Source organism: Burkholderia pyrrocinia, from assembly GCF_018417535.1.
In the GTDB taxonomy this organism is placed as follows: domain Bacteria; phylum Pseudomonadota; class Gammaproteobacteria; order Burkholderiales; family Burkholderiaceae; genus Burkholderia; species Burkholderia pyrrocinia_E.
In genome coordinates, this window is the sequence record NZ_CP070977.1 from 2,191,722 (window position 1) to 2,205,053 (window position 13,332).

Annotated in this window: 11 protein-coding genes; 5 read left to right on the top strand and 6 right to left on the bottom strand. The window is 69.8% G+C overall.

Going from position 1 to position 13,332, the window contains the following annotated elements:
• Nucleotides 1-24 precede the first annotated feature (24 nt).
• The 6 genes from JYG32_RS10260 to JYG32_RS10285 form a co-directional block, all read right to left on the bottom strand.
• Nucleotides 25-807 carry an anti-sigma factor family protein gene (locus JYG32_RS10260; protein ID WP_174384452.1) on the bottom strand — a complete coding sequence of 261 codons (783 nt, stop codon included), beginning with the start codon at nucleotides 805-807 and terminating at the stop codon, nucleotides 25-27.
• Entirely contained in the window at nucleotides 804-1,319 is a 516-nt protein-coding gene (locus tag JYG32_RS10265) for a sigma-70 family RNA polymerase sigma factor (protein ID WP_174384451.1), read from the bottom strand. The genes JYG32_RS10260 and JYG32_RS10265 overlap by 4 nt, the downstream gene beginning before the upstream one ends.
• A 27-nt stretch (nucleotides 1,320-1,346) precedes the next feature.
• A complete protein-coding gene (locus JYG32_RS10270; protein WP_174384450.1) occupies nucleotides 1,347-1,706 on the bottom strand; it encodes a COG4315 family predicted lipoprotein in 360 nt (119 codons plus the stop codon).
• A gap of 324 nt (nucleotides 1,707-2,030) precedes the next feature.
• The gene (locus tag JYG32_RS10275) at nucleotides 2,031-4,760 is read right to left on the bottom strand and encodes a beta strand repeat-containing protein (protein WP_213263490.1); all 2,730 of its coding nucleotides are present in this window, start codon (nucleotides 4,758-4,760) and stop codon (nucleotides 2,031-2,033) included.
• A 529-nt stretch (nucleotides 4,761-5,289) separates the two neighbouring features.
• On the bottom strand, nucleotides 5,290-6,534 hold the full coding sequence (locus JYG32_RS10280; protein WP_213263491.1) for an NAD(P)/FAD-dependent oxidoreductase: 1,245 nt from the start codon (nucleotides 6,532-6,534) through the stop codon (nucleotides 5,290-5,292).
• A gap of 67 nt (nucleotides 6,535-6,601) precedes the next feature.
• A complete protein-coding gene (locus JYG32_RS10285) occupies nucleotides 6,602-7,381 on the bottom strand; it encodes an ABC transporter substrate-binding protein (RefSeq protein ID WP_213263492.1) in 780 nt (259 codons plus the stop codon).
• 380 nt (nucleotides 7,382-7,761) lie between these two features.
• Between JYG32_RS10285 and JYG32_RS10290 the strand changes: the two genes are divergently transcribed.
• The 5 genes from JYG32_RS10290 to JYG32_RS10310 all read left to right on the top strand — a co-directional run bounded on the left by JYG32_RS10290 (nucleotide 7,762) and on the right by JYG32_RS10310 (nucleotide 13,126).
• Entirely contained in the window at nucleotides 7,762-8,736 is a 975-nt protein-coding gene (locus tag JYG32_RS10290) for an ornithine cyclodeaminase family protein (RefSeq protein ID WP_174382567.1), read from the top strand.
• Nucleotides 8,733-9,527 (top strand): helix-turn-helix transcriptional regulator, encoded by a 795-nt coding sequence (locus JYG32_RS10295; RefSeq protein ID WP_213263493.1) that lies wholly within the window; start codon nucleotides 8,733-8,735, stop codon nucleotides 9,525-9,527. Before JYG32_RS10290 ends, JYG32_RS10295 begins: the two co-directional genes overlap by 4 nt.
• Nucleotides 9,528-9,736: 209 nt before the next feature.
• Complete coding sequence (locus JYG32_RS10300; protein WP_174382569.1) at nucleotides 9,737-10,468, top strand: DsbA family oxidoreductase; 732 nt, start codon at nucleotides 9,737-9,739, stop codon at nucleotides 10,466-10,468.
• A 136-nt stretch (nucleotides 10,469-10,604) separates the two neighbouring features.
• Nucleotides 10,605-12,044, top strand: a complete 1,440-nt coding sequence (locus JYG32_RS10305; RefSeq protein WP_213263494.1) for a DHA2 family efflux MFS transporter permease subunit — start codon at nucleotides 10,605-10,607, stop codon at nucleotides 12,042-12,044.
• Between the two features lie 293 nt (nucleotides 12,045-12,337).
• The gene (locus JYG32_RS10310) at nucleotides 12,338-13,126 is read left to right on the top strand and encodes a sulfite exporter TauE/SafE family protein (RefSeq protein WP_047901150.1); all 789 of its coding nucleotides are present in this window, start codon (nucleotides 12,338-12,340) and stop codon (nucleotides 13,124-13,126) included.
• Nucleotides 13,127-13,332: the final 206 nt, after the last annotated feature.

Below are 13,332 nucleotides of genomic sequence, written 5' to 3' on the forward strand. Positions count from 1 at the left end.
CGCTCCCTGCCGGCGCCGCGCGCGTCATCCTTTCCACGCGTCGGTCGAGCCGCCAAGCGCGCCGCACGCTTCGATCGCGAGCTCGCGCAGGCGCCGTTCGTCGCCGCGGCCGGACAGCGCATAGCCCATGCCGCGATCCGACCAGAAATACGTGTAGCGGCCGTCGGCCGACATCGCCTGCGGCGCGAGGTGCCGCGCGTCGTACGCGGTCATGTACAGCGTCACGCGCTCGCCGTCCGCGCGCTGGTACATGAGCTGCGCGGCCGGCCCCGCGTCGCCGGGCAGCAACCGGCCGCCCAGCAGCACATAGCCGTATTCGTCGAGCGACGGCGCGCGCACGGTCCGCCCGACGCGCGCCGACAGCCACGCGGCAAGGTGTCCGGGGTCTCCCGCGCCGACCTCGACCGGATGCTCGCGATCGGCTGCGTACACCGCATACGCGACATCGGCGCGCGCAGCGAACGCCGGTTCGCTGCCGAACGCCGTCCAGCCCGCATGCAGCGCGACGCCGATCAGCAGCCCGGCCGCCAGCCCCGCGAGCGCATACGCGAACCCGCGCCGGCGCGGCGCGCGGCGCTGCACGAACAGCGCAGGCGCGGCGCTCGGCAACGGAAACAGCGCATGCAGCGCATGGCGCTGCGCACGGTAATGCGCGAATCGTTCGGCTTCCTCCGGATCGGACTGCAAGCGCTCGAGCACCTCGCGCCGCTCGTGCCCGGACAGCTCGCCGTCCAGCAACGCGGACAGCAGTTGCACCGACGCATCGTCGTCCCGCTCGTTCGAAGGCTTGCGAGAATCGTCCATCATGGCTTCCTGATCACCCGTAACGTGGCTGTGCCGTGCGCCGACGGCTCGTCCAACAGCAGTGCGCGCATCTGCCCGCGCGCCCGCGCGAGCCGCGACATCACCGTTCCCACCGGTACGCCGAGCACCTGCGCGGCGTCGCGATAGCTCAATTCTTCGAGCGCGACCAGCAGCAGCACCTCGCGCTGTTCGACGGGCAGCCGGTACAGCGCGCGCTGCACGTCGCGCAGCTCCAGCCCGCCGATCTCGCCGGTCGGCGCGGCCATCGTCTGCCACGGCGCCGTCGCGTCGTCGACCGCGATCTCGTGCCGCGCACGCAACTGGTCGATGAAGCGGTGTCGCAGCAGCGTCAGCAGCCACGCGCGCAGGTTGCCGCCGTCGCGCGGCGGCCGGTTCAGCGCACGTTCGAGTGTGTCCTGCACGAGATCGTCCGCCCAGGCCCGGTCGCCCGTCAGCGCACGCGCATAGCGCGTGAGATGCGGCAGCCACACCAGCAGATCCGATTCATAGCTCATCAGGATGCCTCGCGCGTCGCCGCGCGGTCACGGACGCGCCACGTGCCACATGCCCCCGATCCCGTCGCCACCCGCGTCGCCAGCCTTGCGGTCCATCTTCCATCGATACAGCGGGTGTCCGCGGTACGCCCATTGCTTCTTGCCGTCGCTGCGCGCGACGAGGCTCCACGCGCCCGATGCCTTGTCGTACGCGTCGGCGAGCGCGGGCGGCCAGTTGGCCGCACACGCGCTGTCGCACGCGCTCTTGCCGGGCGCGTCGCGATCGAACACGTACAGCGTCATGTGATCTTCGTCGACGAGTTTCCCGTCGCCGACCTGTGGCGGTTCCGCGGCCGCCGGCCGCACGATCGCCGCCATCAGCGCGGCGGCGAAGAGCATCCGTTTCATTCCCGTTCTCCTTGGCATCGCATCGCAACACGGCGCCGCCGGACGGGACGATCGGCTTCGTCGCGACCATTATCCCGCCGGGCGGCAGTGCCGGAACTCGGTATGTAAACGGACGGCAGCCAGCGGTTATTCCATGCCGCCCGGCGACGATCGGCGGCGGCCTGGCATCGGTCATTCATATGACGAAAGAAAACGGGGAACCAAAAAGACAACGCGGCATGACATCCCTGTCATGCCGCGTTGCGCGACCTGTGTTGCATGACCTGAGTTGCACGACCGTTGCGCACGGCGGCCGATACGGCGCCGCCGTGCGTTTCCGGCTCGTTACTTCGGCAGTGCGCCCGTCAGCGACTGGAGCAGCGTCGTCACCGGTGCGAGCGGGTTGTTCGGCGAGCTGCTGCCCGAATGCGGCGTGACCGACAGGCTCGGCGCGGAACCGAGCGCCGTGCCCACCGACGTGCCGACCGCATTGACGACCGTCGCCGTCGAGTTGGCACCCGTCGTCAACAGCGAGCCGACCGCGCCCGCCGTGCCGCCGGCTGCGTTCGCGCCCGAGCCGAGCAGGCTGCCGCCTGCCGCTGCCGTCGAACCGGCCGCGCCCGTCAACGCGCCGGCCGCCTGGCCGAGCGCCGCCGGTCCGTTCGCGAGTGCGCCCGTCGCCGAACCGAGCGCGCCGGTCAGTGCCCCGGCCGGGTTGCTGCCGCCCGTCAGGCCGTTCACGAGGTTCGTGATCGGTGCGATCGGGCTGTTGCCCGTCGCGCCCGTCAGCGTGCCGACGACCTGGTTCACGACACCTTGTACCGGCGCCAGCGGGTTCGACCCGCCGAGGTTGCCGAGGGCACCCGTCACCGAGTTCAGCGCGCCCGTCAGCGCACCGGCCGGATTGCCGCTGCCGAGCGTACCGACGACCTGGTTCACGACACCCTGTACCGGCGCGAGCGGGTTCGTGCCGCCCAGCGCGCCGAGCGCACCCGCGACGGAGCCGACCGCGTTGCCGAGTGCGCCCGTGGCCGTGCCGACCGCGTTGCTCAGCGTCGCAGCCGGATTGCTGCCCCCGAGCGTGCCGACGACCTGGTTCACGACGCCTTGCACCGGCGCCAGCGGGTTCGAACCGCCGAGGTTGCCGAGCGCGCCCGTCACCGAACCGAGTGCGCCGGTCAGCGCTCCGGCCGGATTGCCGCCCGTCGGCAGCGCGTTCTGCAGGCCGTTGACGAGGTTCGTGATCGGCGTGATCGGGCTGCCACCGCCTGCGCCGGACAGCGTGCCGACGACCTGATTCACGACGCCCTGCACCGGCGCCAGGGGATTCGTGCCGCTCAGCGCACCCGTCACCGAGTTCAGCGCGTTCGTCAGCGCACCGGCCGGATCGCCGTTGCCGAGCGTGCCGGCCAGTTGCGTGACGACGCCTTGCACCGGCGCGAGCGGGCTCCCTGCGCCGCCGACGTTGCCGAGCGTGCCCGTGATCGTGTTGACCGCGTTGCTCAGCGCGCCGGCCGGGTTACCGCTGCCGAGCGTGCCCGTGACCTGGTCGACGACGTTCTGGATCGGTGCCAGCGGGTTCGCGCCGCTGCCGACGTTGCCCAGTGCGCCTGTGACCGTACCGAGGGCGCCCGTCAGTGCGCCGGCCGGGTTGCCGCCGCCGAGTGCACCCGTCACCTGATTGATGACACCCTGGGCCGGTGCCAGCGGGTTCGAGCCGCCGCCGACGTTGCCCAGTACGCCCGTGACCGTGCCAAGGGCACCCGTTAGTGCGTCGGCCGGATTGCCGCCGCCGAGTGCGCCCGTCACCTGATTGACGACACCCTGGACCGGCGCCAGCGGGTTCGAGCCGCCGCCGACGTTGCCCAGTGCACCCGTGACCGTGCCAAGGGTACCCGTCAGTGCGCCGGCCGGGTTGCCGCCGCCGAGCGCGCCCGTCACTTGATTCACGACGCCTTGAACCGGCGCCAGCGGGTTCGACCCGCCACCGACGTTACCTAGTGCACCCGTGACCGTGCCGAGGGCACCCGTCAGCGCACCGGCCGGGTTGCCGCCACCGAGCGCGCCCGTCACTTGATTCACGACACCTTGAACCGGCGCCAGCGGGTTCGACCCGCCACCGACGTTACCTAGTGCACCCGTGACCGTGCCGAGGGCACCCGTCAGCGCGCCGGCCGGGTTACCGCTGCCGAGCGTGCCCGTGACCTGGTCGACGACGTTCTGGATCGGTGCCAGCGGGTTCGAGCCGCCGCCGACGTTGCCCAGTGCACCCGTGACCGTGCCAAGGGCACCCGTCAGTGCGCCGGCCGGGTTGCCGCCGCCGAGTGCACCCGTCACCTGATTGACGACACCCTGGACCGGTGCCAGCGGGTTCGCGCCACCGCCGACGTTACCCAGTGCACCCGTGACCGTGCCGAGGGCACCCGTCAGTGCGCCGGCCGGGTTACCGCCGCCGAGTGCGCCCGTGACCTGGTTCACGACGCCCTGGACCGGTGCCAGCGGGTTCGAGCCGCCGCCGACGTTGCCCAGTGCGCCCGTTACCGTGCCAAGGGCGCCCGCCAGTGCGCCGGCCGGATTGCCGCTACCGAGCGCGCCCGTCACTTGATTCACGACGCCTTGAACCGGCGCCAGCGGGTTCGACCCGCCACCGACGTTACCTAGTGCACCCGTGACCGTGCCGAGGGCACCCGTCAGCGCACCGGCCGGGTTGCCGCCACCGAGCGCGCCCGTCACTTGATTCACGACACCCTGGACCGGCGCCAGCGGCTGCACCGTGCCGCCGCCACCACCGAGTGCGCCCGTCACCGCCCCCGCGGCGCCCGACAGCACTTGGCCGGGATCGCCGAGCGACGTCTGGATCGCGCCCGATCCGCCCGCCGTCACGGTGACCGAGCCCAGCGGCGACGTACCCGTCGCGACCAGCCCGACCGACACGCTGTTCGTCGGCGGATTGACGATCACTTGCGGGATCGGCAGCGAATCGAGGGCACCCGCCATCGCGGAACCCGAAGCCAGTACCCCGAACACCATCGCGACCGACAGCGCCACACCCGTCAATTTAAGATTTTGTCCCATCCTTATTCACCCCATCTCGGTTGGCACTACGTTGATAAAGCATGGGGACGGACTGCACGAATCGTGCCAATTCAAAAAAGCGGATTGATTCATCCGCCTATTTCCAGGCAATAACGCTTTTTTATGAATTTCAGGCGAAATATGCGGGTTCGGAGTCGGAATCATCCGACAAAAAATGCCGATGGATCACGGATGTAACGTAACGTTTGCGAGCCCCGCAGTAACGTGTTCCGGAACATTCCACGCAACACCGGAGCGTCCTGCCGAGACAGTGCCCTGCATCGTCAGGACCGGCTGCCCATTACGCATTTCAGCAATATGAAAATGCATTGATAAATCGCGAATTTGCTGATTTTATTTATTGCGCGATTTCTTTCTTGGCCATTACGCAGATCATTTCCGATTACCCGGTTTTCGATAATGCAGACAGCCGAATGAAAAATTGTTGCGGCCGCATCCGCGGCCGGAGCACGCGATGCAGCGCGCGCGGCGGCGGCCCGGGCCTGCGCCGCATCGCCGCGCCGCCGGCTCAGCCGAAGCGCGCAGGCCGGTACGGATGGGGATCGATATAGGTCGGCGCACCCGTCATCATTTCGGCGAGCAGGCGACCGGTCGCAGGGCCGAGCGTGAGCCCGTGGTGGCAATGGCCGAACGCGAACCACAGATGGCGATGGCGCGGCGCGGGCCCGATCACCGGACGCATGTCCGGCGTGCACGGCCGCATCCCGAGCCACGGCTCGGGATCGAGCCGTTCGCCGATGCCGAACGCGTCGCGCGCAAGCGGCTCGGCGCGCGCGAGCTGCACGCCGGTCGGCGGCGCGCCGCGCAGCGCGATCTCGACACCGGTCGTGAGCCGCAGGCGGCCGCCTTCCATCGGCGCGACGACGAAACCTTCCTCGGTATCGCACACCGGCACGTTCAGCGGCGTGCGCGTCGGCCGGTAGTGCATGTGGTAGCCGCGCTTCGCGCGCAGCGGAATCCGGTAGCCGAGCGGCGCGAACACGTGATCGGACCACGGCCCGAGCGCGACCACGGCCGAGCGTGCAGAGATCGGCCCATGCTCGGTACCGACCCGCCAGCCGCCATCCACCTGAACGAGCGTCTTCGCGTCGCCGAGCACGAATGTGCCGCCGTCGCGTTCGAACAGCCGCGCATAGGCCTTGGTCAGCCCGCCAGGGCTCGACACGGTCTTCGGATCCTGCCAGTGGAATGCGCCGCAGAACGCGTCGCCGACCCCGGGCTCGCGTTCGCGCAGCGCACGCGCGTCGAGCACGGTCATCCGCAGCCCGTGCGCGTCGGCCACGCGCTGCTGCGCGTGCGTTTCCGCGTCGAACAGCGCGGGCGAACGGAATGCCTCGATCCACCCGCCGTCGTGCACGAGCGGCTGCGCGTCCGTGCGCGCGAGCAGTGCGTCGTGCTCGACGACGCTTGCCGCGACGAGCGGCAGCAGGTCGCGCGCGGCGGCCGCGAGCCGCTGCGGCGACGATTCGCGCCAGAAGCGTGCGAGCCAGCCCGCATACGCCGGCAGCGCGCGGTAGTCCCAATAGAGATCGACCGAGCGGTTGCGCGCATAGCGCAACAGCGTGCCGAGCCGGCGCGGAAACGCGTACGGCACGACCGACGAGCGCTCGATCAGCCCGGCATTGCCGTGGCTCGTTTCCTCGCCGGGCGCGCGCCGGTCGACGAGCGCGACGCGCAGCCCGCGATCCTGCAGATGCAGCGCCGACGACACGCCGACGATGCCGGCCCCCAGAACGATGACGTCGAAATCCATGCTTCCCCGCCCAGCGTCGAGATTCGATGCGACGCGCGCCGGCACCGTGGCCGGCGCGCGGCCGTGCTTACTTCGCGACGATGTCGCGCTTGAAGTACTTCTGCGACAGCGCGCCCAGCGTGCCGTCCTTCTTCAGCGCGTCGAGCGCGCCGACGATCTTCGCCTGCAGCGCCTTGTCGCCCTTGCGCATCCCGAAGCCCGTGCCCTCGCCGAGCGTCGCCGGATCCTTCAGCGGCTCGCCGACGATCTGGTAGTCGCGGCCGGCCGGCTTGTCGAGGAAACCGTCCTGCGCGGTCTGCGCTTCCTGCACCGCCGCGTCGAGACGCCCGGCGACGAGATCGCCGTAGATCTGGTCCTGGTCCTGATATGACACGACGGCCACGCCCGCATTGGCCCAGTGCGCCTTCAGGAAATCCTCCTGCGACGAGCCCTGCAGCACGCCGACGTGCTTGCCGCGCAGGCTCGCGACGTCCGGCCGCAGCGGCGAGCCACGCCTGGCGACCATCACGATCGGCACCACGTAGATCGCCGGCGTGAAATCGATGCTCTGCTTGCGCTTCGCGGTGATGTTCATCGCCGAGTTGATCGCGTCGAACTTGCGCGCCTGCAGCGCCGGGATCAGGCCGTCGAACGCATTCTCGACCCACACGCATTTCATGTTCAGCTTCGCGCACACCGCGTTGCCGATATCGACGTCGAAACCCTGCAACTGGCCGGCCGGCGTCTTGCTCTCGAACGGCGGATAGGCGGCTTCGATCCCGAAGCGCAACGTGGTCTGTTCCGCGTGGGCCGTGACGGCCGCGCACGCAAGCGCCGCGACGGCGCAGAGGGAAAGCTTCCAGTTCATGACGGTCCTTCTGTTCTGGATTGAGGCGATGAAGATCGGTCGCGCGACACCCGCAACCGGGCGCCGGATCGGCATTCGATGCAGGCGGCGGCCGGATGGCGACGTACCGTGTCCTGCACGCGAAATATAGACTTAAAGTCTATATTAGACTATAGGGAATACGAGAATCGTGTGCCGTCACGTCGCGCCGAAATTTCGTCGATCGTCAAAAACACCGTTGATTTCCCGGTGTTTTTCATGAAGACGGCAACGACACAAAGTCTCGAAAAGAAAAATTCTCCGGATTTCATTTGTCTATATTAGACTTTTTGTCCATCACGAACACCGCCGGGCACCGTCTTTCGAGACTTTCCTGTCCGGCCCCGACCGGAGATGTCCCCATGACGCAAACCGTCCCGACCCTGCCGCTGACTGTCGACGAAGCCGCGGTGCGCGCGGCCCTGCCGTCGCTCGACGTGCTCGGCACGCTGCGCCGCATGTTCGCGTCGCTCGCCTCGGCGCGCGCGGTGCAGCCGCCGCAGACCCTCACGCTGTTTCCCGACCAGGCCGGCGACTTCATCACGTATCTCGGCGCGCTCGCCGACGAGCAGGTGTTCGGCGCGAAGCTGTCCCCGTACGTCGTGACGGGCGCCGGACCCGACGGGAGGCCGATCGTCACCGCGTGGACCGCGCTGATGTCGATGCGCACCGGCCAGCCGCTGATGTGGTGCGACGCGGGGCTGCTGACCGTCGAACGCACGGCCGGCACGACCGCGCTCGCGGTCGACTGCCTCGCGCCGCGCGACGCGCGCCATCTGGCGATCGTCGGCGCGGGCGCGGTCGGCCTCGCGCACCTGCGGCACACCGCGGCATTGCGCGACTGGGAGACGATCCGCGTGTACTCGCCCGCGCTTGCCGGCGACGCGGCGCTGCAGGCGACGCTCGCCGAACTCGACCCGCGTGCACGCGCGGCTGCGAGTATCGAAGCCTGCGTGCGCGACGCGGACGTCGTGATGCTGTGCACGTCGTCGGGCACGCCCGTGCTCGGCGACGGGATGCTCACGCGCCCCGCGCTCGTCACGTCGATCAGCACGAACGTCGCGCGTGCGCACGAGATCCCGCCCGCCTGGCTGCCCGACATGGACGTGTACTGCGACTACCGGCACACGACGCCCGCGAGCGCCGGCGAGATGCAGATCGCGGCGGCCGACCACGGCTGGGAAGCCGCGCGGATCGTCGGCGACTTGCCCGCGCTCGTCGCCGGCACCTGCGCGGCGCCGTCGCGCACGCGTCACGCGTTGTTCCGCTCGATCGGCCTCGGGCTCGAGGACATCGCGATCGCGCACGCGCTGTACACGCACCTGACGCGCGCATGAGCGGCACGCGAGCGCGGGGCCGATACAATGGCGCAACCGCCGCGGCGGCCGCGCGCGAGCGCACGGGCATGCCGGCCACCGATGCGCCGGCACGCCGGCCCGATGCGCCGCCCGGCCTCCGCCCACCCGAGATGGCGACACCGATGCGCAAGAAGAAATCCCCCGTCAAAGACCTGCTGCTCACCCGCTATGCGCCGATCGCCGACGGTATCGCCGCACTGTTCTTCCCGTACGCGGAAGTCGTGATCCACGACCTGCACGACCAGACCGTGCTGTATCTCGCGAACAACCTGTCCAAGCGCGAGGTCGGCGACGATTCCGCGCTCGAGGAAATCGATCATTCCGCGCGCGAGCGCGTGATCGGCCCGTACGAGAAGCTGAACTGGGACGGACGACGGATGCGCTGCGTCAGCAACGTGCTGTTCGACGACGAAGGCCGCCCGGCCGGGATGATGTGCATCAACTTCAATATCGCGGTGTTCGACGAGGTACGCGCGACGCTCGACCTGTTCATCAAGGGCGCGGGCGTCGTCGCGCAGCCGGACGAGCTGTTCCGCGACGACTGGCAGGAGCGCATCAACACGTTCCTGCATGGCTGGCTGCGCGAGCGGCAGGTCGGGCTCAACGGGCTCACCCGCGAGCACCGGCGCGAGCTCGTCGAGGCGCTTTACGCGGAAGGCGCGTTCCGCGGCAAGAGCGCGGCGAACTATGTCGCGAACGTGCTCGGGATGGGGCGCGCGACGGTCTACAAGCACCTCAAGCACCTGAAGGAAACGCAGGGCGACGTGTAAGCGGCAAGCGGCGTGCCCCCGCGGGCCGGTTCGCCGAGCCCCTCCGCCGCGCCCGACATCGGCAATCGCTATCGGTCCGTGCCTTCCGTGTCTATGCTTCGTGAGACGTCGGGCGCGGGCCCGTTCCACATGGGCCCGGCCAAGACCAAGCGTCGAAGCAGAAAATGATATAGTCACGGTTACACTTTTTTTGCCGCCCCGGACCGCCCATGACGACCGCTCACGCCCCGACTACCCGCCCGACCCTGACCGTCGAAATCTGGTCCGACCTGATCTGCCCGTGGTGCTGGATCGGCAAGCGCCGCTTCGACGAGGCGCTCGCCGCGTTCGCGCACGCCGACCGCGTCGACGTCGCGCTGCGCGCGTACCGGCTGATGCCCGGCCAGCCCGTCGAGCCGGTCGAGGCGATGCTCGCGGGCAAATACCGGATGTCGCCCGCGCAGGTCGACCAGATGCTGCGCCAGGTGACCGACGCGGCCGCAAGCGTCGGGCTGCGCTACGACCTGCCCGGCACGCTCGTCGGCGACACGCTCGACGGCCACCGGCTCGTGAAGCTCGCGGAATCGACCGGCCGCGCGCATGCACTGACCGAGCGGCTGTACCGCGCGTATTTCTGCGAGCACGGCTCGCTGTTCGATCATGCGGAACTGACCGAATTCGCGGTTGAAGCGGGGCTCGAGCGCTCGGCCGTCGACGACGTGCTGCGCAGCAACGCGTACCGCGCCGAAGTCGAGGCCGACATCGCACGCGCCGCGCAGATCGGCGGGCGCGGCGTGCCGCTGTTCGTGTTCGGCGGCCGTTACGCAGTGTCGGGCGCGCAGCCGGCCGACGCGTTTGCGCAGGCGCTCGACCAGGCGTGGCGCGACGGCATCGTCGAACTCGCCGGCAGCGACGCGGCCGCGTGCGGCCCCGACGGTTGCGAATTGCCGGCGCGCCCGTAACACGCACAACGCCCATCCCGCACGTCCCGTCCGGACACGCCACTACGCGTCGCTCCTGCCACAAACCGGCAGGAAGCCCGCGCCGATGACGTCTACAATGCATCCTTTCAAATAACTATCAGAAGGCTGCAGGCCCATGACCCACGGGATTCACGGCGAGAAGCGCTGGTACGCGCTGATCGTGCTCTGCCTCGGCGTGCTGATGATCGTGCTCGACAGCACGATCGTGAACGTCGCGCTGCCGTCGATCAGCACCGACCTCCATTTCACCGAGACGGCCCTCGTGTGGGTCGTCAACGCGTACCTGCTGACGTTCGGCGGCTGCCTGCTGCTCGGCGGCCGGCTCGGCGACCTGTACGGCCAGCGCCGCATGTTCCTCGCGGGCCTCGTCGTGTTCACGCTCGCGTCGCTCGCGTGCGGCCTCGCGCAATCGCAGACGATGCTGATCGCCGCGCGCGCGGTGCAGGGGCTCGGCGGCGCGGTCGTGTCGGCCGTCTCGCTGTCGCTGATCATGAACCTGTTCACCGAGCCCGGCGAACGCGCGCGTGCGATGGGCGTCTACGGCTTCGTCTGCGCGGGCGGCGGCAGCATCGGCGTGCTCCTCGGCGGGCTGCTGACGAGTTCGCTGTCGTGGCACTGGATCTTCCTCGTCAACCTGCCGATCGGCATCGCGGTCTATGCAATGTGCGTCGCGCTGCTGCCGCGCATGCGCGCGCCGGCCGGCGCCGCGCGGCTCGACGTCGCGGGCGCGATCACGGTGACCGCGTCGCTGATGCTGGCCGTCTACGGGATCGTCGGCGGCAACGAGGCCGGCTGGCTGTCGACGCAGACCGTCGCGCTGATCGGCGCGGCCGTCGCGCTGCTCGCACTGTTCATCGCGATCGAGGCGCGCGCCGCGCATCCGCTGATGCCGCTCACGCTGTTCGCCGCGCGCAACGTCGCGCTCGCGAACGTGATCGGCGTGCTGTGGGCGGCCGCGATGTTCGCGTGGTTCTTCCTGTCCGCGCTGTACATGCAGCGCGTGCTCGGCTACGGGCCGCTGCAGGTCGGCCTCGCGTTCCTGCCGGCGAACCTGATCATGGCCGCGTTCTCGCTCGGGTTGTCGGCACGCATCGTGATGCGCTTCGGGATCCGCGGCCCGATCGCGGCCGGCCTGCTGATCGCGGCCTGCGGCCTCGCGCTGTTCTCGCGCGCACCGGTCGACGGCGGCTTCGTCTGGCACGTGCTGCCCGGCATGACGCTGCTCGGCATCGGCGCGGGCGTCGCGTTCAACCCGATGCTGCTCGCCGCGATGAGCGACGTCGATCCGGCCGATTCCGGGCTCGCGTCGGGGATCGTCAATACCGCCTTCATGATGGGCGGCGCGCTCGGCCTCGCCGTGCTCGCGAGCCTCGCGGCCGCCCGCACCGACGCGCTCGCGGCCGCGCAGGCCGCGCCGCTCGATGCGCTGAACGGCGGCTACCACGCGGCCTTCGCGTTCGGCGCGGCGTTCGCCGCCGCGGCCGCCCTGATCGGCCTCGCACTGCGGATCCGGCCGCAGAACGGCGTCGAAGGCGTCGGCTCCGCGCTGCACTGACCGTCGACAGACGGAGCCGGTCACCGGCATCGAACCCGGGCGCGCATTGTCGCGCCCTTTTTTGCGCGTGCCGGCGCCGCGCGCGTTCGCGGTTCGTCGTACCTGTCATGCCGATGACCGGCATCGGCCCCGCCCGCGTTCAAACGCCCGTTTCACATCCGTCCGGCCGCCCGCCGCACGGGCGTTCCCGGCCGATTTTTAACGGAGTCGACCATCCACCCGCCACATTTGCGACAATGGCGGACTTTTGACCCACGCGCCGCCGCCGAACGCCGCATAACCGCCTGCTTCCGATGTCGCTTCCCCATATCGATCTGCTGTACTCCCTGTCCGGCCTGTTCGTCGGCATCCTCGTCGGCCTGACGGGCGTCGGCGGCGGTTCGCTGATGACGCCGATCCTCGTGCTGCTGTTCGGCGTCCACCCCGCGACGGCGGTCGGCACCGACCTGCTGTACGCGGCCGCGACCAAGGCGACCGGCACGCTGGTCCATGGCCTGAAGGGATCGATCGACTGGCGCATCACGGGCCGGCTCGCGGCGGGTAGCGTCCCGGCCGCGGCGCTCACGCTGTGGTGGCTGCACACGCACGGGATGAACACGCCGGGCACCGCGCGGATGATCCAGCTCGTGCTCGGCATCGCGCTGCTGCTCACGTCGCTCGCGCTGATCTTTCGGCCGCAGCTCACCGCGTTCGCCGCGCGCAACCCGCTCGCGCCGAGCCCCGCGCGCACGCTGTGGTCGACCGTGCTGACGGGCGCCGTGCTCGGCGTGCTCGTGTCGATGACGTCGGTCGGCGCCGGTGCGATCGGCGTCACCGTGCTCCTGCTGCTGTATCCGGCGCTCGCGACGACCCGCATCGTCGGCTCGGACATCGCGCACGCGGTGCCGCTCACGCTCGTCGCGGGCATGGGCCACTGGCTGCTCGGCTCGGTCGACTGGTCGATGCTGCTGTCGCTGCTGCTCGGCTCGCTGCCCGGCATCGTGCTCGGCAGCCTGCTGTCGGCGCGCGCGCCCGAGCGGCTGCTGCGCAACCTGCTCGCCGCGACGCTCGTCGCGGTCGGCGTGCGGCTCGTGCTCGCGTAAGCGGCGCGGCGCGACGCCTCGCCGCGTCGGGCGTCGACACCATCGAGCCCCTAACGAAAAACGCCGTCCCGGCTCGTGACCCAGCCTTCATTTCCTGTCTTGACGGACTTCCAGGCGAGCCTCACGGCGTACCGGTCAGCGTATGCGCAACGGGTAGGTACTTGGCCAGGATGCTCAGCATGGTGGCGGCCTCTGCCTTCGACACG

What these genes read in the sequence shown, in the direction of transcription:
- JYG32_RS10300 (WP_174382569.1), top strand. Translation starts at nt 9,737, where the DNA reads ATGACGACCGCTCACGCCCCGACTACCCGCCCGACCCTGACCGTCGAA.
- JYG32_RS10305 (WP_213263494.1), top strand. Translation starts at nt 10,605, where the DNA reads ATGACCCACGGGATTCACGGCGAGAAGCGCTGGTACGCGCTGATCGTG.
- JYG32_RS10275 (WP_213263490.1), bottom strand. Translation starts at nt 4,760, where the DNA reads ATGGGACAAAATCTTAAATTGACGGGTGTGGCGCTGTCGGTCGCGATG.
- JYG32_RS10265 (WP_174384451.1), bottom strand. Translation starts at nt 1,319, where the DNA reads ATGAGCTATGAATCGGATCTGCTGGTGTGGCTGCCGCATCTCACGCGC.
- JYG32_RS10270 (WP_174384450.1), bottom strand. Translation starts at nt 1,706, where the DNA reads ATGAAACGGATGCTCTTCGCCGCCGCGCTGATGGCGGCGATCGTGCGG.
- JYG32_RS10310 (WP_047901150.1), top strand. Translation starts at nt 12,338, where the DNA reads ATGTCGCTTCCCCATATCGATCTGCTGTACTCCCTGTCCGGCCTGTTC.
- JYG32_RS10295 (WP_213263493.1), top strand. Translation starts at nt 8,733, where the DNA reads ATGAGCGGCACGCGAGCGCGGGGCCGATACAATGGCGCAACCGCCGCG.
- JYG32_RS10260 (WP_174384452.1), bottom strand. Translation starts at nt 807, where the DNA reads ATGATGGACGATTCTCGCAAGCCTTCGAACGAGCGGGACGACGATGCG.
- JYG32_RS10285 (WP_213263492.1), bottom strand. Translation starts at nt 7,381, where the DNA reads ATGAACTGGAAGCTTTCCCTCTGCGCCGTCGCGGCGCTTGCGTGCGCG.
- JYG32_RS10280 (WP_213263491.1), bottom strand. Translation starts at nt 6,534, where the DNA reads ATGGATTTCGACGTCATCGTTCTGGGGGCCGGCATCGTCGGCGTGTCG.
- JYG32_RS10290 (WP_174382567.1), top strand. Translation starts at nt 7,762, where the DNA reads ATGACGCAAACCGTCCCGACCCTGCCGCTGACTGTCGACGAAGCCGCG.